17 protein-coding genes are annotated in these 21,733 nt (G+C 62.9%); 9 read left to right on the top strand and 8 right to left on the bottom strand.

Annotated features, from left to right (window positions below; all coding sequences use genetic code 11):
- The first annotated feature begins 480 nt into the window (after positions 1–480).
- The 3 genes from PLANPX_RS25465 (at position 481) to PLANPX_RS25455 (ending at position 2,680) form a co-directional block, all read left to right on the top strand.
- Entirely contained in the window at positions 481–1,266 is a 786-nt protein-coding gene (locus tag PLANPX_RS25465) for a hypothetical protein (protein WP_152101440.1), read from the top strand.
- An 88-nt stretch (positions 1,267–1,354) separates the two neighbouring features.
- Entirely contained in the window at positions 1,355–1,876 is a 522-nt protein-coding gene (locus tag PLANPX_RS25460) for a hypothetical protein (protein WP_152101439.1), read from the top strand.
- Between the two features lie 60 nt (positions 1,877–1,936).
- Positions 1,937–2,680 carry a class I SAM-dependent methyltransferase gene (locus tag PLANPX_RS25455; RefSeq protein WP_152101438.1) on the top strand — a complete coding sequence of 248 codons (744 nt, stop codon included), beginning with the start codon at positions 1,937–1,939 and terminating at the stop codon, positions 2,678–2,680.
- 112 nt (positions 2,681–2,792) lie between these two features.
- Here PLANPX_RS25455 and PLANPX_RS25450 read toward each other — a convergent pair whose 3' ends face one another.
- Both PLANPX_RS25450 and PLANPX_RS25445 read right to left on the bottom strand, forming a co-directional pair.
- The gene (locus PLANPX_RS25450; RefSeq protein WP_152101437.1) at positions 2,793–3,584 is read right to left on the bottom strand and encodes an NIPSNAP family protein; all 792 of its coding nucleotides are present in this window, start codon (positions 3,582–3,584) and stop codon (positions 2,793–2,795) included.
- Positions 3,585–3,784: 200 nt separating this feature from the next.
- On the bottom strand, positions 3,785–7,432 hold the full coding sequence (locus PLANPX_RS25445) for a mechanosensitive ion channel domain-containing protein (RefSeq protein WP_152101436.1): 3,648 nt from the start codon (positions 7,430–7,432) through the stop codon (positions 3,785–3,787).
- Between the two features lie 359 nt (positions 7,433–7,791).
- Here PLANPX_RS25445 and PLANPX_RS25440 point away from each other — a divergent pair, with 359 nt between their 5' ends.
- Complete coding sequence (locus tag PLANPX_RS25440) at positions 7,792–8,460, top strand: hypothetical protein (RefSeq protein ID WP_152101435.1); 669 nt, start codon at positions 7,792–7,794, stop codon at positions 8,458–8,460.
- A 315-nt stretch (positions 8,461–8,775) separates the two neighbouring features.
- On the opposite strand, the gene PLANPX_RS25435 is transcribed toward PLANPX_RS25440, so the two are convergent.
- Positions 8,776–9,324, bottom strand: a complete 549-nt coding sequence (locus PLANPX_RS25435; RefSeq protein ID WP_152101434.1) for a DUF1579 domain-containing protein — start codon at positions 9,322–9,324, stop codon at positions 8,776–8,778.
- A gap of 471 nt (positions 9,325–9,795) precedes the next feature.
- Between PLANPX_RS25435 and PLANPX_RS25430 the strand changes: the two genes are divergently transcribed.
- The gene (locus tag PLANPX_RS25430) at positions 9,796–10,965 is read left to right on the top strand and encodes a DegT/DnrJ/EryC1/StrS family aminotransferase (protein ID WP_152101433.1); all 1,170 of its coding nucleotides are present in this window, start codon (positions 9,796–9,798) and stop codon (positions 10,963–10,965) included.
- A gap of 388 nt (positions 10,966–11,353) precedes the next feature.
- Here the strand turns inward: PLANPX_RS25430 and PLANPX_RS25425 are convergent, their stop codons facing one another.
- The 5 genes from PLANPX_RS25425 to PLANPX_RS25405 all read right to left on the bottom strand — a co-directional run bounded on the left by PLANPX_RS25425 (position 11,354) and on the right by PLANPX_RS25405 (position 16,027).
- The gene (locus PLANPX_RS25425) at positions 11,354–11,920 is read right to left on the bottom strand and encodes an HYExAFE family protein (protein WP_152101432.1); all 567 of its coding nucleotides are present in this window, start codon (positions 11,918–11,920) and stop codon (positions 11,354–11,356) included.
- Between the two features lie 395 nt (positions 11,921–12,315).
- Positions 12,316–13,647, bottom strand: coding sequence for a histidine--tRNA ligase (hisS, locus tag PLANPX_RS25420; protein ID WP_152102000.1), 1,332 nt, complete (start codon positions 13,645–13,647; stop codon positions 12,316–12,318).
- A 226-nt stretch (positions 13,648–13,873) separates the two neighbouring features.
- Positions 13,874–14,332 carry a YkgJ family cysteine cluster protein gene (locus PLANPX_RS25415; protein ID WP_152101431.1) on the bottom strand — a complete coding sequence of 153 codons (459 nt, stop codon included), beginning with the start codon at positions 14,330–14,332 and terminating at the stop codon, positions 13,874–13,876.
- Between the two features lie 296 nt (positions 14,333–14,628).
- A complete protein-coding gene (locus PLANPX_RS25410) occupies positions 14,629–15,195 on the bottom strand; it encodes an NUDIX hydrolase (RefSeq protein WP_152101430.1) in 567 nt (188 codons plus the stop codon).
- 106 nt (positions 15,196–15,301) lie between these two features.
- Entirely contained in the window at positions 15,302–16,027 is a 726-nt protein-coding gene (locus PLANPX_RS25405; protein ID WP_152101429.1) for a lipoate--protein ligase family protein, read from the bottom strand.
- A 172-nt stretch (positions 16,028–16,199) separates the two neighbouring features.
- Between PLANPX_RS25405 and PLANPX_RS25400 the strand changes: the two genes are divergently transcribed.
- The 4 genes from PLANPX_RS25400 to PLANPX_RS25385 all read left to right on the top strand — a co-directional run bounded on the left by PLANPX_RS25400 (position 16,200) and on the right by PLANPX_RS25385 (position 21,733).
- Positions 16,200–17,351, top strand: coding sequence for a HEAT repeat domain-containing protein (locus tag PLANPX_RS25400; RefSeq protein ID WP_152101428.1), 1,152 nt, complete (start codon positions 16,200–16,202; stop codon positions 17,349–17,351).
- A gap of 464 nt (positions 17,352–17,815) precedes the next feature.
- Positions 17,816–18,979 (top strand): hypothetical protein, encoded by a 1,164-nt coding sequence (locus tag PLANPX_RS25395; RefSeq protein ID WP_172992330.1) that lies wholly within the window; start codon positions 17,816–17,818, stop codon positions 18,977–18,979.
- Between the two features lie 131 nt (positions 18,980–19,110).
- The gene (locus PLANPX_RS25390) at positions 19,111–20,070 is read left to right on the top strand and encodes a helix-turn-helix domain-containing protein (RefSeq protein WP_152101426.1); all 960 of its coding nucleotides are present in this window, start codon (positions 19,111–19,113) and stop codon (positions 20,068–20,070) included.
- 280 nt (positions 20,071–20,350) lie between these two features.
- On the top strand, positions 20,351–21,733 hold the full coding sequence (locus PLANPX_RS25385; RefSeq protein WP_152101425.1) for a hypothetical protein: 1,383 nt from the start codon (positions 20,351–20,353) through the stop codon (positions 21,731–21,733).

The following is a 21,733-nucleotide window of genomic DNA, read 5'->3' as shown; positions in this document are numbered from 1 at the left end:
TCGCTATGACAAACCCCGGAAAAGCCCGGGGTGGATCAATAAATTCCACTATATATGGTGTTGGATGCCCAGTTGGACACCATATCCAGCGGAGGTGAGGGGACGATCTTACACCGCCGCCAGAAGGCGTCAAACAACAGTTAGTGGTTTTCGTAAGGTGCTATCACACAATGGGTTGTGGCATGTGTGAAGCGGGGGCGTCAGTCGGATGAAGGGAATGTGAAGATGCCTAAACCATTATACGCTTGAGGGTTGCGGAAAACCCGCGACAAAGCGGAGGGGGCCGGCTGATTTCAAGGCGGGGATGCGCAATTCTTAGGAGCGAAACCGAGGGTGCCTTACCTGGGATGCGCAAACCGCCAAGTCTGCCAACCCATCTGGGGGAGAGTCCCTATCGCGTCGCGGGAAGCGACACGATACGCTACGCCGCCTCTTTTCTTTCTAGTCCCCCCCAACCCCTGCGACGGGCTTCATCATTCCATGTTGCCACGCTGGGGCATCGTGTTGCTGGGGTTAGCGCTGGCCGCCGGTTGCAGTGGTTCGCGCTGGGCACGCGACGATTCCGACTACGCGGCGAAGTACCCGCACCACACCGACAACGTGGCGAAGATGACGAAGCAGGCGGTCGACGCGCGGCATGTGAAGGGGAAGGGCGGCCCCTACGCCGGGCTGTCGGGGGCGGGCGATCCGTTTGCGATGGGTGGTGAAGCGGGTTGGTTTCACTATCCTACCTCGTATCTGGAGTGGCACGGCGGGCTCGCAGGCCTGCTGTACGAAGGCGAAGCTTCGGCTACCGGCGGCGCGACGATTGGGGCGCGTGTGCAATCGCCGTCGCGGTTGGCGCCTTTCGTCGGCGTCGGAACGTACGGTGGATTTACGCCCAAAATGTTTCAAGATAGTCCGAATTTCATCGACGACGACGCGGATGGGCAAATTGACGAGGCCGACGAACTTGGCAAAGACGGCGTTTTGGCCATCTACCCGGAGGCGGGCGTTCATTTCTGGCTGACGCCGGAATGGCGGCTCACTGGATCGGCGAGCTATTGGACGGCGGTGACTGAGAAGGCGGATGGTTTTTGGATGTGGAACATCTCGTTGGCTCGGATCACGCATCCTGGCGCCGCGACGAGTCAGTTAGGACTCGCCACGGAGGCGCGCGAGCGGGGGTGGGAGCCGGGCGACGGGGCGAATGCGGCGGAGTTCGACGCGCTGCAGGCGGAGATTCCGGCAACGATTGAGCCGTCGCTCGCAGGCGACGCTGACTGAGCCGAAGGGCTCGCTGGGCGTTGCCCGTTGGCGAGTCTTTAAGGGGCCAAAGATGCCCTCCGGAGGCGTCGCATGGTACGATGGCGCCATGCAATTTCCCCGTCGGTTTCGAATCACCACGCTGCTAATTGCTTCGGCGATGATCGCCTTAGCGGCGGGCGGCGTGCGCATGTGGTACGACGTTCAAGTGGCCCCGCAGCGGGCTGACGAGGCGGCGCTCGCGGCTCCCGAGATGCGCGGCGTGGTCGATCGGTGGTCTGGTCCTGTGGCGACGTGGCGCGGCGGCGGGCGGCGCGTCCAGCATCTATGGTTCGACGAGGCCGAGACGTTTGACGCGGCCGCGGTTCACCTGAGCGACCTGACGGCCGTGGAGTCGGCGTTCGTACTGGCGCGGCAGATCATGCCGCATGCCGCGGCGGCGGCGCGGGGAGAGCATGACGAGGTGATCGAGGCGTGGCGGCGTCATCCAGCGTTGCGGATGGTGGAGATTGACGCTTCGGTTCGCGGGGCGCCTTTGGGGGATGCCGTCGAACTGTACGATCAGGAAGATCGGGCAATGCTAGCGAAAGCGTTGCCAAAGGTTGAGATCGTGTGGATGGAAGTTCACTAGGCCGAAGCGTTGCGGCTAACCGCTGCGAACCTGGCGTCGCGATCGAGGTTCCTTCCCCGCATGAGCAACGCCGACTATCGCTGGAATCAAACGCAGGCCGTCGTCGATTACGACGCGGCGGCGCCGGTTATTCATCCGCAGTATGTGACGGTGCAGGACCAACTGCTGGCGGCGTTGCCTTATGCGGCGAACGTTGCGTTTCGGCTCGTCGACGTCGGCGGCGGTTCGGGGCGGTTGGTTGAGCGGGTGCTTGAGCAATTCCCGAATGCGACGGCGGTTGTGATGGATCAGTCGGAGCCGTTCTTGGGCGTTGCGCAGCAGCGGCTCGAACGGTTTGGCGCGCGGGCGTCGTTCGCGCTGCAGCGGTTGCAAGATGATTGGCCGGCGGCGATCGGACCGGTCGACGCGGTGGTGAGCACCTCGGCGATTCACCATCTCGAACCGGCGGAGAAGCAGACGCTGTTTGCGAAGATTTTCGCGGCGCTGCCGAGCGGCGGCGTCTTTCTCAACGGCGACGAACATCGGTCGGCGAGCGATGCAGAGTTTCGCACGCTGCTCGAAGCGTGGGGGCGGCACATGGAGTCGTCGCTCGCCGCGGGGCGGATTCCGGCGTCGTTCGATCAAGTGATCGCGAAGTGGCGGCGGCGGAATCTCGACGAGTTCGGGGCCCCTGCGAAAAGTGGCGACGATTGTCACGAAACGATCGAGACGCAGGTTGAGTACCTGCGAGCGGCGGGGTTTACCCCCGTCGAAGTCCCTTGGCAGCACGAACTGTGGGCGCTGTTTGTGGCGCGCAAGGCGTGATGCACACAACGGAACAAAAATAGCCCCGACCTAGCTAGGTCGGGGCTATTGGCGTTTTTCGGCGGCGCGGCGTCTTGCGCGATGGACACCGACCCCCGGGCGGAGCCCGGGGCTAGATTTCGGAGTAGTCGGTCGGTTCTAGGAACAGTTTCGTGATCGCCGGCTGCGTGTCGGCGTATTTGGCGTCGTCGCGCATGCGGATGAAGTCGGGAGACTCGAGGAACGCCTTCCAGCCCTTTTCGTTAGCTGCCATGTCTGGCGCGGCGAGCATGTACTTCAGGTTCGGCTGGTCGTCGCCGACGAGCGTTTCGCCGAAGAAGACGTTTTCAAAACCACACTTCGGGAAGATGTCGCACTCGCCGTCGTTGAACATCGCGACCTTCGCGCGAGCGCGGTCGTCGTTGTGGTTCTTGTAGGTGCGGAGCTCGAGGACGCGCGGCTTCTGGGCCGGCGGCGTGATCGTGGGCGTCGACGCGAATGCGAGCATCAGCGAACTGTCGATGCCTTCGTAAGCGGGCGATTCGCGCTTCGCGGTGCGGTAAGCGTTGGTCGCTGTGGTGAACGCGGCGTCGGCTTCGAGCGCCTCGCGAGCGGCGGCGAACGCGGCAGGGTTCGGGTAGACGAGCAACACGTGAACCGACGGGCCGTCGTCGGGGCCGATTTCAGTGAAGGCTCCGACGGGACCGAGGCCGAGCTTCTTCCAAGCGGGGATCGCGGCCGATTTCAGGTAGTCGTGCAGTGCGGGTTGTTGGGCTTTGTCTTTGAGGCGGTAGGTGCGCCATTCGTAGAGTTCGCGTTCGGCCGCGGCGGGAGCGGCGGCGATGGTTTGCGGCGAGGCCGCTAAGCCGACCGCGGCGACGGACGAGGCGGTGAGGGAGGCTTGGAGGAAGTTGCGGCGTTGCATGATCGCTGGACCTCGGCGGATGCGTGGGCGGAGAAGTGGCGACAGGTCGAGCGGCGGAGCTTCGACCGTCGGCGCATTGTAGTGGAATTGGCGGCCGTCTGCAGGCGAGGGCGAGTGACGCGCGTAGAGATCACGTTACGCTGCGAAATGCGCTGCGAAAATAGCCCCGACCTAGCTAGGTCGGGGCTAGTTGAAAGCTGCTACGCGGCGCTGTGTTTGCCGCTCTTTGTCGAGCTTGCAGCGTCGCTCTTGCTCGTGAACTGTGCATGCGGCGCCGGGATCGGGTGTCCATGCTGGTCGCGGAGGAAGCGGACCTTCATTTCGCGCGGCGGGGAAGCGACCTCGATGCCGCCGTTGCGGAGCTTGCGGTCGATCGTCGAGTAGAGCTGGTGGATCGTGGCGCCGCGATGTTCGAGCGTCGGCAGGAAGCAGCGAAGCGCAACCTTGAGGCCTGCTTCGGTGATTCCTTCGAACACGGCGCTTGGCGACGGTTCCGTGAGGAGGTGCGTTTGCTCGCGGGCCGACTCGAGCAGCAACTCGCACGCGCGGTCGGTGTCGGCGCCGTGCGAGAGGAAGAGCACCACTTCGATGCGGTTCATCTGGTCGCTAAGGGTCCAGTTGAGTAGTCGCTCGGTCACGAGATCCTTGTTGGGGACAATGTACTCTTTGCGGTCCCAGTCGATGATCGTGGTCGCCCGCATGCGGATGCGATTGACGACGCCCGTTTTGTCGCCGAGGGTGACGATGTCGCCGACGCGAATGGGGCGTTCGAACAGCAGGATAATGCCGGAGACAAAGTTGGCGAAGATTTCTTGCAGTCCGAAGCCAAGCCCGACGCTCATCGCAGCGACGAGCCACTGGATTTTTCCCCAGTCGCCGTCGAGGCAGTTGAACGCGACGATCAGGCCGAGGGCGGCGAGGACGTAGCGCGAGATGCTGGTGAAGGCGTAGCGGGTGCCGCCGTCGAGCGGCAGATGTTGCAGGATCGCAAGCTCGAGCAATGCGGGAATGTCGCGCACCGAGACGAACGTGACGGCTAGCACGATGAGGAACGACGCGAGGTGGCCCCAAGTGAGCATCTCGGCGCCGGGGAGCTTGTGGCCCGCGGGGTAAGCGAGGGCGGGGAGGACCGCGGCCCAAATAAAGAAGAGCCCGACCGCGGTGGTGAAGCCGAGGAAGGTTCGGACGAGCGTCTGCGTTTGCTCGCTGAGGGCGGCAAGGTCGACCGTGTCGTCGGCGGCTTCTGGAGCGGGAGGATCGGCTGAGTCGGTTTCGACCGCGGCGAGGAGTTGAGCGCGGCGTTGCTTGGCTTGTTCACGCGCGAGTTGGCGGCGGTTCACGAGGAGCCAACGGCGAGTGAGGCCGCCGAGGGTGCCAACGGCGAGCAGCATCGCGACTGTTTCGAGAATGCGGACGGCCGACTGCATTGCAGTGTAGTAGTAGCCGACCGCTGCCATAACGGCGAGCGTCGCCGGCAGGAACGTGACGGCGGGACGCCAGACGATTTTGAGCGGCTTCAGCCAGCCGCCGCCGATGAAGTTCACTTGGCGGAACGGCGACTTCTTCGCGAGCAAAATGCGGTGGAGGAACTTCGACAGCGACAGCATCACCGTGATGAACAGCACCCGGCCGAGCGACGAGCTCCAGTGCGAAGTGATCGTCGTCGGGTCCTGTTGCTGCGTGTCGAGGCCGACGAGCCACAGCACGAGCGGCAGACTGAAGACCGCCAGCCAGTTCATGCGACGGCGAAGATGGTGGAGGCAAGCTTCCGACCAATCAAAGTGGGCGTCGGCCAGCCCGCCGCGACGGCAGAGGTGGCGGGTTAGTTCGATGAGCAACCAACAGACGGCGGTGAAGCGAAGCGATGCGCTGAGCGAGCGGACGAATTCGGTGGAGCTGAGGCTATCCATCGTCCAGCCGAGGCAGGCGAGGAGCGTGGGGCCGGGGAGGGCGAGCACGACGGTGAGCCACAGTGCGTCAACGGTGGGGCGGAGGCGGATGCAGCCGCGCTTGGCGGCTTCTTCGCCGAGCTCGCGCAAGCGGTTGCGGGCGGGCCGTTGGGCGATGAGCAGCAGCGTGAAACCGATGACGAACAGGGAGACTTGGCCCGGTTTGGCCTGGGCGGATTGGACGATGGTGCGGCCGGCGTCGCGCCAATTAGCAGGGTCGAGGCTCCAGCGACCGGCGTCGAGGGCAGGGAGCCAGTCGGATCGCGACAGCGGCTGGCAACTGCGGATCCAGAGGACGCGCTCGGCGATGAAGCCGGCGTAGCGGTCAGTTTCGGCAATGAGTTGCGTTTCGTTCGTTTGCAGCTTCGCCAGCTTACCGGAATAGTCGTTGAAGTTGTCGACGAGCTGTTCGAGCAGCTCGCGCTTCGCTTCGAGGAGTTGGCGGATCGAGGTGCGAGTGGCATCGCTCAGGTCGCCGGCTTCGGCGGCGAGCTTGTCGGCCAGATCGTTGAGGTTGGAAAGCTGCGACTGCTGATCGATCAGTTCGAATTGTTCGAGCAGAATGTCGGCGATGCGGGCTTCGCGCTGGACGCGATGGCGCCGCAGGGCGCGGAGATTGGGGAGCTTCGCCTGCTGCTCGCGGAGGAGTTGGCCGTTGACCGCGGCCAGTTCGTCCACTTGGTCTTGCTCGACTGCTTTCGCGTACTTGTCGGAGAGATCGCGCAGCGCCGCGGTGCTGACGCTAAGTTCTTTGGCGATGGCGTTGAGTTCGGCGACGACTTCCGTGCGGCGTTCGGCAAGCACTTTGTTGTCTTGCGCGAGGCTGACAAGCTTCTCTTGCGCGAGACTGACGGTTGGTTGGCTGGCGGCGTCCTCGACCGCTTTCGCGGCGGCGGCGACCTGACTGGCGGCCTCGTTTTGCCGGCGCTCGCTGATCTGGCTTTGCAGTTGGGCGAGGCGCTTTTCCTTGTTGGGAACGTAACGGGCGTAGTAGTCACGGCGGAGCTTGATGAGTTGCGCGCCATCGGCGTAGAGACGTTGTTCACGGCCGAGCAGTTGGAGGGCCGCACGCACTGCCGTTTGGGCATGTAAGAGCGAAGCGCGGCGAGCGATCGTCACGACGTCGCTCACTTCTTCGCTGCCGATGGCGTCGAGGTCGGCAGTCAGTTCCTTGAGGCGGAGCTGTGCGTCGGCGATTTGCTTGGGCATTTCCGAAATCCGCTGCGCGCGGCGTTTCGGTTCGGCGATCATCGCCGCGAGTTCCTTGCGACAATGGGCGAGCGAGACTTCGTTGTTGGCGGCCCGTTCTTCAACAGCCGCAAGCGATTCGCCGCTGACGTCTTGGGCGGGCGGGAGCGGCTTGGCGAGGCGCTCTGAGTAGGTGGCCGTCTCGGCCGGCAGTTCCTTGAGTTGTTTTTCAAAACCTTGTGCGGCGGTGATCTGCTGGACGGCGACGTCGTACGATTCGATCGCTTGCTGGTAGAACGCGACCGCTTTGGTTTTGTCTTCATCGCTCAGTCCAGCCGAGTCGAGCGATTTGAGGCGTTGCTCAAGATCTTCCTTGGCCTTGGGGTCGAGGACGAGGAGTTCGTCTTTGGGGCGGTCTCCTTCGTCGTTGCCGTCGGCGGAGGAGGGCGTCGGGGCACTGGCGGGAGCGGCCTCGGGCTGCGTGACAGTTTCTGTGGGGGCAGGCGCAGCGGCGGGCGACGCCGGGGGTTCTGGAGCAGAAGCGGTTGGGGCGACCGTGGCGGGCGCGGGCGTGACGGCGGCAGGAGCGGCGACCGCCGGGAGCGTTGTGGGGGGCGCGGGAGTGCGCGCGGCTGGTTGAGCAAGCGCGATGCCAGTCGAGAAAGCGAGGAGCAGACTAGCGGCGATAAAAATGCGAAGCGTGCGAATCATGGCATGCCATCCTTGGCAGGGCGGGCGCGGCGCCCGGCGGGAGTCGTGCGCGCCCTCCTCGGCGCGCGGCGGGACGTTGTTATAGTCGCTCGACGGCGAAGTACAAACCTCGGTGGTGCTAGCAATGGGAGGAGTCGGGAGTCGGGAGTCAGTGGGCAGTAGCCGGACCGCCACGCGGTCCGGGGGAGTGCGTGGGAGATGGCGAATCGTTGGGCGTGGCGGTCCGGCTAGGGGCGTGAGGGCGGGCTAATCGCCCGCGCCCGCGTTTTGGCCCTTCTCCTACAGTATCGGGCGTGACCTATAGTTACGGGTGGTCCGATTCTTCCAGCGACGACGAACAGGTGCGACGAGGCGAGGGCATGGCGATCAATCGAAATACGAAGCTGGCGATCGGGGCAGTTCTCGCGCTGACGGCGCTGGCCGTCGTTGGCGGCCTCTTGTTCCGCGGCGAGTACGCTACGACGCAGGGGGCGGCGCGGACGTTCACGATCAACGACAACTTCACCGGCGTGCGGAAGGTGCTCGTTCGCACCGACTCGGCGAAGCAAATCGTCACGATGGGGGGCGGCAGCGAGTTCGTCAGCCAGAAGTGGCAGACGGTCGGCGGCGATCCGGGCGGAACGCTGCGGGATCTCATCGAAGATCCGAACTGGCGGATCGAACTGCACGGCACGCTCAAGGTTCTCACGAAAGACAGCTACATCGGCGAGCATGAGATCGCGCTCGAACAGCACGTCGTCATCACGCCCGACTCGCTTGTTTCCGAGGTCCACCTCAAGGAGCCGACGGCGCGGCTGAAGAAGTACGACATGACGACAAGCTTCAATCGCGATCCGCAGAGCGGCAACACGGTCGTTAACCTGGCGCTGACGCAGGAGATTCTCACCAACGCGCCATGGTTCGCCCACGGGATTGCTGACCGGCGGGTGCTGGCGTCGGTCGAGACGACGCTCGCAAACCAGGAAGAGGCGATTCGGAAGGTGATCGCGGAGAACATCGGCGACGTGCCGTTGTTTCCTTTACGGTAGTCTTCTTTTTTGAACCGCCAAGGACGCCAAGAGCGCCAAGGAAATGCGGGGAGAGGAGTTGAACCACAACGACACGACGGACACGACGAGAAGCAAGTTAATTCCCTCCGCCTTGCCTTCCCTTTGCGCCGCTGCGCCTTTGCGTGAGATCTTATTGAAGGAAGAAAGTTCTCACGCAAAGGCGCGAAGACTCAAAAGAAATCGGGGGGATCTCGCCTTTCCTTGACGGTTAAATATTCTTGTCATGCAAACATAAAAACGCCGAGGCCCGCTGCGGGACCTCGGCGTTTTTGTTTTTGACTGCCGCCTGCCGGCCTACTTACGTCGCGTGTACTTGATCTCCATCGACTTCCACCACTCGTCTTTCTTTCCTTCGACCGGCATCATCATTTCGAAGATTTTGACGTCGTCGCTCTCGAAGCGGGTCGTCATTTTGCTAGACGACGGTTTGCCGGTTCCCATGTCGACGCCACTGGCGAGCATCGTCGAGGTCTTCGTCTTCTCGTCATAGGTCCCTTCCATCGTTTGCAGGAAGGGGCTCATCGTGTCGATCCAGGTGCCGACGTACTTTTTCTTCTGGGGATCGTAGCCGAGTTGCATGTGTCCGGTGTACTTCATGCCGCCGAAGTCGCTTTCGAATTTGCTGAGGAGCCAAAAGCTGCCGAACATTTCGTTCGTCTCGGAGCCCTTGCTCGTCATCGGCTCCGATTCGGGGGTGGGCCAGAGTTTCACTTCGGCGTCCCAGACGCCGACTTCCGAAGCGAGGTGCTTGTGCTCGGGTAGGGCCGGCATTTGAGCGCGAACGGCAGGAGCGACGGCTGCTAGCAGCAGCGCGGCGAGGAGACAACGAGTGAGTGAACGCATGGCGAAACTCTCCTGGGTGACGGACTGTTCGGGACAAGCGAGGCGAGATTATCCCGCGCCGATGGCGGGCAGACAATTAGGTTGAGCGACGAGTTGCATAAACCGGGAGAAATGCCGAGGGATTTTTTGCCGCGAAAGGACGTAGAAGACGCGAGAAGGAAACGTGCTGAAAGAATTGAACCACAACGGCACAACGAACACGACGCAAGAGAGTTTATCTTTTCTCTGTTTTGTATTTCCTTTGCGCCTCTGCGCCTTTGCGAGAGATATTCAGAAAACATGCCTCACGCAAAGGCGCGGAGGCGCAAACTGCTTTAAGTATCGGCAACCTTCCCCGGTGCTAGCACGCGTGATCGGCGGGATTGACGCTCCCGCGCGGCAGTTCTATTCTCTCGGCCGCGCTCGCTCAGGAAGTAGCGGGCCGATGCTAGCTCAATCCACTGACATCCTACTGCAGGAAGCAGCACGCCGATGAACGCCGCCGATCCGACTGTCGCCCCGCCCGTTCCGATGCTCGACGTCAACCGCCAGAACGGCCCGTTGTTGGCCGAGATGGAACGCGCGATCTCCGAAATCGCCCGCACTGGCGCCTTCGTTCACGGCCCGGCTTGCAAGAATTTTGAAGAGGCGACCGCTAAGTATTGCCAAGTCGAACATGCGATCGGCTGTGCCTCGGGGAGCGATGCGTTGCTGTTGTCGCTGATGGCGCTCGACATTGGCGCTGGCGACGAAGTGATCGTTCCCAGTTTTACGTTCTTCGCCACCGCCGGCGCCGTCTGGCGGTTGGGCGCGAAGCCGGTCTTCGCCGATCTCATTCCCGGCACATTTAATATTGATCCTGCCGACGTCGCTCGGAAGGTGACGAAGCGGACGAAGGCGATCATTCCCGTTCACCTGTTCGGCCAATGTGCTGACATGGAAGGCTTGGCTGCGGCCGCTCCGGGCATCCCCGTCATTGAAGACGCGGCCCAAGCGATTGGCGCCGAGTACCAAGGAAAGAAGGCGGGTTCGATGGGCACGATGGGTTGCCTGTCGTTCTACCCGACGAAGAACCTTGGCGGCTGGGGCGACGGCGGCCTCATCACGACCAACGACGCGACGCTCGCCGCCAAGTTGCGAGTGCTCCGCGATCATGGCCAGAATCCTCGCTACCACCACAGTCTCGTCGGCGTTTGCAGCCGGCTCGATGCGATTCAAGCGGCCGTGCTGAACGTGAAACTCGCCCACCTCGACGACTGGGCGGCGGGCCGCGAGCAGAACGCTCGTCGTTATGCGGCGCAGTTCGCGCGGCTCGGCGTCGATCGCCAACTCGGCTTGCCGCAGGTGGCCGACGGCTGTGCGATGGTGTGGAACCAATTTACGATCCGCGTCCCCGGCGGCCGTCGCGACGCGCTGCAGCAGTTCCTCAACGAGCGGAAGATTGGCTCGGCGATTTATTATCCGATTCCGCTCCACTTGCAGAAGTGCTTTGCGGCGCTCGGTTGCCAGCCGGGCTCGTTGCCGGAGAGCGAGCGGGCGGCGGAAGAGGTTCTCAGTTTGCCGATTTACCCGGAGATGACCCGCGAGGAACAAGATCGCGTTATTGGGGCGATCGCCGAGTTCTGCGGCGTTGCTGGCGGCAGCGTGAAGCGGGCCGCGTAATTGCTTGGCCGCGAAGAGGCGCAAGAGACGCAAAAAAAGAAAGCTGAAAATAGAAGAGGGGCTCAGCCGGTGGTTGAGCCCCTCTTTTTTTGTGTTGTTTGTGCCTTCTCGCGGCTGACGCTGCAGGTCAGTCGGCTTTTGTCCGCTTAAAGTCTTCAGCGCGGCCGCTGGGGCGGAGGGTGCCGAGGCAGCCGAGGATGACGGTGAGGAGGACGAGGGCCCAGGCCATAGCGATACCGTTGCGAGTTGCGAGTTGCGAGTTGCGAGTTGCGAGTTGCGAGTTGCGAGTTGCGAGTGTGATGAAGGTTTGGCTCGATCCTTTAGGGTAATCAGAGCGGTGGGCGGCGGCAATTGGGGACAGCGGCGGATTACCGGCGGTTTCCGGCCGCTATGGCGAAAGTTCCCCTGTTTGCTTCTCCGCATTGCTCGCCACTCGTAACTCGAGACTCGCCACCAGCTCATCAAATGGCACTGCCGCTTGGCGGAAGAGGGGGGCGGGCATCGAGACGGTTTCCCACTTGGGCGAGAGGGGTTTCGCGAAGCGGATGTAGTCGGCGGCCCGGACGGCGAGCATCGCGTAGCGTTCGCCGCGGAACCAGAAGAGATCGTCGGCTGGGATGGGTGAACGGTCGCCGACGATGTGGAAGATGAAGCCGAAGAGCGCGAGGCTGCCGGGGCCGAGTTGTTCCTGCCAGCGGGCGAGCGAGCGGAGGTCGTCCCACGTCGACCAGTTGCGCCAGTATTGCGGATGGCTCACGCCGCTAGGAAAGCGGCGCCCCTTCACGTCGACGAGGAGCGTCAGGCCATCAGCGGGGGAGACGAGAAAGTCGACGTTCTTTAACGAGCCGGCGGCGATGCGACTGCGGCGGGCCTCGTCGACCGCGACGTAGGCGACCTGCCGCGATTGGAGATACGACTCGAAGGCGGCTTCGTAGTGGTTGTCTCGCTTGGCCATAGCAAAAGAGGTCTCACGCAAAGGCGCGAAGGCGCAAAGAAGAAGAGTTGTCTCGTCTTTCTTTTCTTTGCGTCTCTGCGCTTTTGTGTGAGATCTTTCTTAAAGAAAACTCTCGCAGAGTCGCGGAGGCGCAGAGGTGATGGCAGAAGAGATTCTATCGGAAAGACGACTAATGGGACGCGGATTGGCGCGGATTTGGCGGATCGTCACGGATGAAATGCAAGGAAGGTACATGAATGACCTTCGCCTGCTTCCTGCAGCAACCGATTGCTGCAGGTTTCTTGCTCCCCGTATTCCTTTGCGCCTCTGCGCCTTTGCGTGAGATCTTAATAAAGAAATTTTCACGCAAAGGCGCGAAGGCGCAAAGAAAAAGAAAGAAGAGTCGAAAGAAAAGGCTAGTCGGACAGGAGGGGCTGCAGCGCGGCGAGGAGGGATGCTGCGTCGTCGCCGTTGTAGGAGACCGTCACGCCGGCGGCGGCTTTGAGGTCTTTCACTTGGCACTCGCCGGCGGCGAATTCGCTTTCGCCGATGATGATCGCCGCCCTAAAGCCTTGCTTGTCGGCGTACTGGAGTTGCTTGCCCAGTTTTTTGGCTTCGGGGTAGACCTCGACGCCGACGCCGGCGGTGCGCAGTTGCGCGGCGAGCTTGAGGTAGTCGTTGCGCCGGGCGGCATCGAACATGCAAATGAGAACCGGCGCCGGGGTTTTTACGGCGTCGAGTCGGCCAAGCTTTTCGAGCGCGGCTAGCAGGCGGTCGAGGCCGAGCGAGGCGCCGACGCCGGGGAGCTTTTGGTTGGTGTAAAGGCCGGCGAGGTTGTCGTAGCGACCGCCGCTGGCAACGCTGCCGATCTCCGGGAGGTCGCCCAAGATCGTTTCGACGACGATGCCGGTGTAATAGTCGAGGCCGCGAGCGATCGACGGGTCGAGCTGGATCCGGCCCGCGGGAACGCCGGCCGCGGCGGTGGCGGCGACGAGTTCGCGGAGCTCGGCGACGCCGCGCTCGCCTGTAGCGTTACCGGCCACGAGCGGCGTCAGTTGGTTGAGGATCGTCTCGTTGTCGCCGCTGAGCGACGCCATCGCGATGAGGGCGTCGCACTGGGCGTCGGTCGTCTCGGCGGTGCGGGCGAGCTCTTCACGCACGCCCTTGTCGCCGATCTTGGCGAGCTTATCGAGCGCTCGCAGCACCGCGGCGGAGCGGTCGCCGAGGCCGAGCTTTTCGAGCATCCCGTTGAGCACCGCGCGGTGATTCACGCGCACCGAAAAGTTATCGACGCCGAGCGCCGTGAAGAGGTCGTTGATGACGAGCGTCATCTCGATGTCGGCCGTGATCTCGGTGACGCCGATCGTGTCGAAATCGCACTGCATGAACTCGCGGTAGCGACCGGTCTGCGTATTCTCGCCGCGCCACACCGAGGCGATGTGGTAGCGCTTGAATGGCAAGCCGAGTTCTTGCTGGTGCTGGGCGACGAACCGGGCGAGCGGCACGGTGAGATCGAACCGCAGGCCGACGTCGCGGCCGCCGTGATCCTGGAACTTGTAGAGCTGCTTGTCGGTCTCGTCGCTCCCCTTGCCGGTGAGGATCTCGAGGTACTCGAGGGCGGGGGTGTCGATCGGGCGAAAACCGTAGCTGCGATAGACCCGCCGCGCAGTCTCGATGATCCGCTCCCGCGGCATCATCGCCTCAGGGAGGTAATCGCGGAAACCTTTTAATGTGCGCGGTTGGATCAGGGCCATCGGTCTTTGCTCGATCACTCTCTAAATGCGAATGCGGGGAGATTAACCACGAAACACACGAAAAGGACGAAAGGAACAACTAGAACCGCTGATGAACGCAAATGATTCGCTAAGAAACACGACGGAGATTATTAGCGACAATAAACGGCGCGGTTCCTGCCCTCCCTTTTCGTTCATTTCGTGTGTTTCGTGGTTAACTCTGCAGAACCTGCGAATCAACCTAGCTCAATACCGCCAGCGGGTTCGGCTTGCGGCTGCGGATCGACTTGCCTGGTTCTTGGATGACTGCTTCGGTGTACTCCCACACCTGTTCCGGCGTCTCCAAGTAAAAATCGTAGGTCCAGTCGTCGTCGTATTCGCAGTTGTCGGTCGTGTAGTCGCGGCAGATTTGCGGACGGGTTTCGTAAATGCCGCAGCGGTTGTCGTGGCCGAGGTGTTTGCAGGTCGTGTGGACGAGCATGTACCAATCGTCGTCTTCTTTGAACACGCTCGCCCGGTCGTGGAGCAGGAACCAGCGGAGGAACTCGAACTCCTCGAACGACTCGGGGGTGTCCATCGGCAAGGCGAAGTAGCGGCAGCACTTGGCCGTGCAATATTCACAGAGGTGCTGACCCTCGGGAAGGTTCTCGCGATTGATGCGAACGGCGCCAAAGGGCGTGGCGGTCGGAAGGTTCGACATGCAGTGGTCTCGTGCGGGTCGGCTTGGGTTCTGGGGTGGGGGTAATTTAGCAGATTGCAGTGGAGTGGGCAGTGGGCAGTTGTTGCGGGAGAAGCGCCAGTTGTCAGTTGTCAGTGGTCCGTGGTCAGTTGCTGGGGATGCGGGGAGGGAGTTGCGTAGGTGCGGGCGCGAGCCGGGGCGTCCTCGCCCCCGGGGGGCGGCGGAGGGAGAGTGCAGCGGCGACAGCAGCAACTGACGACTGACCACGGACGACTGACGAAATTGCAAAAGCGCCGGGGGCGGGACGCCCCGGCTCGCTAGAGGGCCGATTTGCGCCAGAGCCTTAGGACCGATTCTTCTTCGATCGTGGCTTGCAGCTCTTCCGCAGTGAACCAGCGGACGGCGTGTGATTCTTCGCTCACCTGCGGGGCGAGGTCCCCCTCGGCGATGATCAGGAAGCGGACGTCGTGATGTTCGTGGGCGTCTTCGATCTGGTTGCCGGCGGCGTCGTGGCGGGCGGGGATGATGTGAACGTCGACGTCGAGCGGCGTCGCGTCGGCGCCCGTGGCGGCGTGACGGAGGTTGGGCAGGCCGGTCTCTTCGGTCGCCTCGCGCATCGCCACGTCCGCGGCGTCGGTCTGTCCGTCGGCATGGCCCCCCGGCTGCAGCCAGCGGTTCAGCTTGCGGTGGTGGACCAGCAGGAACCGATCGCGCTTAGGGGTGGTGATCCATGCCGAGGCGGTGATATGTCCAGGCCGGCAAGTGCGGTCGAAGCAGTCGGCATGGGCGACGACGAGCTGGCGAATGCGATCAGTCATCGCCGCCTCGCTCGGATGGCGGCTGTCGTAGCGATCGAGCAGTTGTAGTAGCGGCTGACGGTGCATGGTTTTTTCTCTTCTTTCTTTGCGCCTTCGCGCCTTTGCGTGAGATCTTTGTTTTTAAATGTGTCACGCAAAGGCGCAGAGGCGCAAAGGAAATGCTGGGAGTTGTTTACCACTCGACGGTGGCGTAGCGAGTGGCCGCCAATTCAGCAGTGCGGTCGCGGGGCCAGGCGGGGAGCGGTTCGGTGGCGCACCAGGCGTTGGTGAGGGCGGTTTCTAGTGCGGCGCGCGTCGCGGAAATGTTCGTGACGAACTGGCGGTGGTCGCGCTCGCCGCGGTACTCGGGACGGCGGGCGGGAGCGGCGAGCCAGGTTTCAACTTGGTCGAGCGGGAAGTCGTAGAGCAGCGTGCCGTGGTAGAGGAGATGGCCTCGCTTGAGTCGCAGGCTGTTGCCGGAGAATTTTACGGGCGGGTCGCCGGCGCGTTCGGCGGGGATCGTGAGATCGCTCGTGCCGTGGCGGGCGATGCCGGGGGCGAACGGGGCGAGGGCGGCGGCGATGGTGTCGAGCACCAACTCATGAGCTCGGTCGACGCTGCGAAGTTCTGGCCGCCGCTCGGCGTCGAGCACCACCGCATACATCAGGCAGCCCGGCCCGGTGAGGATCGTGGCGCCGCCGCTGGCGCGACGCAGCACAGCAACGTCGTCGCGACGGCAGGTCTCGGCATGGACCTCGCTCAGCGGCGACGACCGGCCGAGGACGGCGAAGTAACCGGGCGATTCCCACAGCCGCAGCACCTCGCCCGGCAACTGGCCGTCGACGGCGGCGTCGAGGAGCGCCTCGTCGAGGGCGAGGTTGGCGGCGGGCGTTTCGAGCGTCAGAGGGAGGTGGTACATTGGGCGAAGTTTAAATGCATTTTTCAACACAGAGGACACAGAGAGCACAGAGGAAATCGGCCGGGTTTGCACCGACATTTCTTCTCTGTGTCCTCTGTGCTCTCTGTGTTGAAAACTCTTCTGAAGTCAACTTGAGCTAAGCCGTCGACGACGACAGGCGGATAGGTTCGCGATGTCCTCCAGCATACCGCCGCAGAACGAGTTTTCGCAGGGCGCCTCCGATGCCGACAACCGCTACGCCCGGATGCGGACCTCGTCGGACGAACTGCTGCCGCCGGTCGAGCCGCCGTCGGCGGGGTTCATCATTCAGCTGTTCGTCATCCCGGCGGTGATCGTCGCCGCGGTGGTGGGGATTTGGTTCGTCATCGAGACGCTCGCCCGTCGCGGCGAGCAAGATCCCGCGAAGATCGTCGCAGCGCTCCGCTCGAACAACCAGGCTCGGTTCCAGCAGGCAAAAGAGCTGGCTGACATGCTGCGGCTGCCGCAGCGTTATCCGGAGCTGAAAGTCAGTCACGAGCTGTCAGGCCAGATCGCCGCATACGTCAACGAAATGGTCGAAGCCGGCCGGCCCGAAGACGCCGAAGTGACGATGCGGATCTTTCTGGCGACGGCGCTCGGCGAGTTTCAAGTCGCCGATGGCTTGCCGGCGCTGTTGAACGCGGCGCTCCACGACCCGCAGCGCGACGTGCGGCGGCGGGCGATCAACGCGATCGCCGTGCTGGCCGGTTCGATGGCCGCGCTCAAGCCGCCGCAGCCGCTAGTTGACGAGCAGCTTATTGAGGCGTTGCTGACGCTTGCCGACGATCAGGATGAATTGGTCCGTTCGGAGACGACGTTCGCCATCGGCGTCGTCGCGGAAGCCTCGGCAGCGCAATCATCGGAGGCCGATCCGCGGCTCGTTGAAAAGCTCGTGGTGCTCGCCGACGATCCGTACACCGACGCCCGGTTCAACGCGGCGGCGGCGCTCGCGCGGCTCGGTCACCCGGCGGCGCCGGCGGCAGTGGCCGAGATGTTCGACGTCGATTCGCTCGCTGCGAGCGTCGCGGGCGAGAAGGCCCTCACCCCGGATGTGACGGAAGAATCGCTGGCCAAGCAGCGGGCGTTCAAGCGGAATATGATCCTCAGCAGCGCCCTCAAATCGACCAATCGCCTGCGGGAGACGCCAGCGTTGCCAGCAGAGGCGTTTGCGCCGCTTGAGGAAGCGATGGAGGGTTTTCTGAAGTCTTTGGAAAAACTTCAGAAAGAAGGCCCCGTACCCGACGAACTCATCGACGAAGCAGAGCGTACTCTCACTCGGGTCAAAGCGCGGGCGGCCGGCAAGTAACGGTCGTGCCGCCAATTCCGGCAAAGCTTGTCGATTGTGCCGGTTGTTGCGCATGGGGCGGTCTCTTTTGCCGCCGCGCGCACGACTTTCCCATTGAAGGGGTCGTGACCGCGCGTTCCGATGGAAGCAGCGTTTGCTCGCTAGCCTCGCCCTAAGAGGCGTCGCATGTGACGCTTAATCCGTTGCTAGCAAAAATTTTCAAGTGTTGTGATTTGCCTTGCGCGCGTTTGTCTCCAAGACTCTCGTAGAGGGCTTTGCCAAAGAAACTGTGGGAGGGGTCTCCGACCCCGATACGACGTCGAGCTGCCGCATTGGTTGGCGGTGGTGAACGGAATCGGCGTCGGAGACGCCTCCCACAAATGACTTGGCTGAGGGCTCGTAGAGGGGAAGTCTCGTCGGACAACGCGAACAGGGTATTGCGCGTCCCGCAGATCTTCTCGGGCACTTTCGTTGGGGTTACTACGATGAAAACCGTTCGTGATGCGCTCACCGTGGCGCTGGCCGCCGTTGTTCCGTTGGCGTCGACGCCGCAGGTCGCCATGGCTGATTGCTGTGGACAGACCTACCGGCTGGAATGCCAGACCGTGTACGACGAGCAACAAGTCACCTCCTACCGCATGGAGCAGGAGACGGTCTACGACCAGGTGCAAGTCACCCGGCAGGTGCCCGTTTGGGAAACCCAGCAGCGCGAACGCCGTTTCATGGTGTCGAAGCCGGTGACGGAAACGTCGACTCGCGAAGAACGTTTCACCGTGATGAAGCCGGTCTACGAAACCCAGATGCGCGACGCCAGCTACGACGTGGTGCGTACCGTTGCCGAGACGAGCACCCGCGAAGAGCGGTTCGTCGTCCAGAAGCAGGTCTGGGAAACGGCTGAACGCGAAGAGCAATTCACCGTGATGCGTCCGGTGGTCGAAACGGTGCAAACGCAGCGTCGCTCGACCGTGATGCGTCCCGTCACGACGATGGCGACCCAAGTAGTCGACCAAGGTTGCATGGTCAACCAAGTGACGATGTTCCAGCCGGCGCCGACCCGCCGCGGACTGACGTGGATGGCCGCGTCGCCGACCGTCGATCCAACGACCGGCATCGCCGTCGTGCAGCGTCCCGGGTTGGTGTGGGCGAACACGACGCCCCCCGCGCAAGCCGTCGTGCAACAAGTTTGGAAGCCGAACCTCGTCGCCCAGCAAGTGCCGGTGACGACGATGGTCGCGCAAGAAGTTGTTGAACAAGTGCCGGTGCAAGTGCAGCGCCAGGTTGCCGAGACCTGCGTCCGTAAGGTGCCGGTGCAGGTCTGCCGCACGGTGAACGAGGAGCAAATTCGCCAAGTGCCGGTGACCACCTACAAGCAAGTCGTCGAGCGGGTGCCGCAGCAGGTCGAAGTGAAGGTCTGCAAGATGGTTCCCGAAGAGCATGTCCGCCAGATTCCGGTTACCACTTGCAAGTGGGTCCAGGAAGAGCGGGTTGAGAAGTTCGATGTGCGGGTTTGCAAGATGGTCGCCCAGCAGGAGACCATTCAGCAGCCGCGCGTTGTCTGCAAGCAAGTGCCGGTGACGCAAACGATCCGCGTGCCGCGGACCATTGTGATGAAAGTACCGATCGTCGAGCAACCTTGCTGCGGCGGTTGAGCCGGCGGTTGGCAATTGAATTGAGAACCAATCGCAGCCCCGACCTAGCTAGGTCGGGGCTGCTTTTTTGCGCGCAGCGGTTGCGGCGGTTGCGTTGACATCGCCTCGCCACTCGCCGAGACTTGGCCCCTATGGCCGACGATGCTCATGACGAACCTGCCGAAGCGGACGCGATCGCGATTCAGCGGCTCTACACGCCGGCGATGTTGGCCGAACTTGTGGGCGTGCCGGTTGCCGCGATTCGACGATGGGAGCGGCAGGGGACGCTGCAGCCCGTGAAGGTCGTGCGGCGGCTCAGTCATTTTGATTTCGAAGAAGTCGGCGTGGCGCGGCGGCTCGCCCAGTTGCTCGCGGCTGGCTGCTCGTTGCGAATGGTCGACCGTCGGTTGGCCGAGATTGCCCGGCTGCTGCCCGACAGCCCGCGACCGTTGGCTGATCCGCGGGTCGTCGTTGAAGGTCGGCGGCTCTTTCTGCGGCTAGGCGACGACCTGGCCGAGCCGGGCGGGCAACTGTTGCTCGACTTCGACGAGAGCTCGCTCGCGGACAACGACGAAGCACCGGTGACAATCTCTATAGCTGTCGGCCAGCGAGCGAAGCAAAGTGGCAACGGCGATGCGTTACAAGCACTGATTGGCCAACTGCAACAAGAAGCAATCGACTGGGAAGACGAAGGCCGGCTCGACCGGGCCGCCGAGTCGTACCGCACGCTACTGATGGCGGCCGGCCCTCAGCCGGAGTTTCATTTCGCGCTGGCCGACGTGCTCTATCGTGCGAACGACTTGAGCGCGGCCCGTGAGCGCTACTATTCCGCGCTCGAGATTGACGAAGAGTACGTCGAAGCACGGGCGAGCTTGGGGTGCGTCCTCGCGGAGACGGGCGAACTCGAACTCGCCGCGGCGACGCTCGAAGGGGCGCTGCAGTACAGCGCCGACTTTGCCGACGTGCACTATCACCTTGCGCATGTGCTCGATCGGCTCGATCGGCCGGCCGAAGCTCTGGAGCATTGGCGGACGTTTCTCGATCTGGCGCCCGAAAGTCCTTGGGCCGCTGCGGCACGCGATCGCTTGGCCGCCGCTGGGCGTGGCGATTAATGCTCAACCGCTAGTCGATGTTGCGCACCCTAGCCCCGGGCTCTGCCCGGGGGTGACGTAGCGTCGCGTTGGGGCGACGGCTTTCATTATGGTAGCCGACCCCCGGGCGGAGCCCGGGGCTAGAAACTACCTGCTCATAATGACGACACGGCGGACCTGCGACTGTAGTCGCAACTCCATAACCGGGTTGCACTTTGCGTCAATGCGCGTATTCTAGACCGGCGGCCCACGGGCCGCGACGAGTCCACTTCCCGCCGTCTTCTCAGCGCTTGTAGATCGCATGAGCGACATCCTGTTTCACTACGAGCGGGTCAGTCCCACCAGCTGGGCCTACTTCTCGTCGTTCTTGATGCTCGCGCTCTTTTTCAAGTTCAACCGCGTCTTCAGCATCCGCAACGTCGACCTGTTCTTGCTGATCGCGCTGGCGCCGGGGCTACTGCTGGTGCAGTACAGCTACGATGCCGACGGAATTAGCGAGAATGCCCTCGAGATCCAGCAGTTGGGGTTTCAGTGGCTGTTTGCCGTGGGGATTCTGTTTCTCATTCGGCTGTTGATCGACCCCGCGATGACGCGGCGGCCGTTGCTCGATCCGAACATCAACGCCTCCGGCTTAACGTTCCTGGCGAGTTCGATTCTGTTCTTTCTGATGGCGAACGTCGTCACCGGGCGCGTGGCGCCGAACGACATGACGCACGCGCTGCCCGCGGCCGAGCTGAAAGCCAAAACGCAGCAAGCCGAGGGAGACGACAGCTCCGCCGACACCTTCGACACCGAGGGCCCTGGCTACTGGCTGATTTACCTGCTGCCGCGGGTCTCGACGCAAACTGTCATCGTGCAGTCCGAGGATGCGCCTCCCGAGACGACGGCGGAGAAGGAGCAGCGGCAGCTGCGGATTGGCGAGATCACGACCCGCGTCGTGGCGATCTCCTCGCACGTGCTGATCGTCGTCGGCCTCGTGCTGATCGGGCTATGGCATTTCGATAATCTCGTCGCGGGGATTGCCTGTGCGACGATTTACTTGATGCTTCCCTACACGGCTCGCTGGTGCGGCACGCCGGTGCACGCGGTGCCGGCGGCGCTGCTGGTCTGGTCGATCGTGATGTATCGCCGGCCGATGGTGGCGGGGCTGCTCATCGGGCTCGCCTCGGGGACGAACTATTATCCATTCTTCCTGCTGTCGCTTTGGTGCAGCTTCTACTGGGAGCGGGGCATCAAACGCTTCCTCGGCGGGTTCTTCATCGCGATCGGCGTGCTGATCATCACGATGGCGTTCACGGCCGGCAGCCCCGACCTGTTCCTGGCGCAGCTGATGCAAATGTTCGGCATCCGTTGGCCGCGGCTCGCTCACTTGCAAGGAATCTGGCGGTTCTGGGATCCGGCGTACCGGATTCCGATTCTCATCGCGTTCATTGCGTTGTCGATCAGCTTCGCCGCGTGGCCGGGGCGGAAGAATCTCGGCGTGCTGATTTCTTGCACCGCCGCACTGATGGTCGGCGTCCAGTTCTGGCACGCCCACGGCGGCGGAATGTACGTCGCCTGGTATCTGCCGCTCTTGTTGCTCACAATCTATCGGCCGAACCTCGACGACCGCATCGCGGCGACGATGGTGAGCGAAAGCTGGTGGGAGCAACGGCGCCGCGCCCGCCTGGCGCCGAGCCGGTAA

It is taken from the genome of Lacipirellula parvula (assembly GCF_009177095.1).
Taxonomy (GTDB): Bacteria; Planctomycetota; Planctomycetia; order Pirellulales; family Lacipirellulaceae; genus Lacipirellula; species Lacipirellula parvula.
This window is presented reverse-complemented; position numbering and strand designations above follow the sequence as displayed.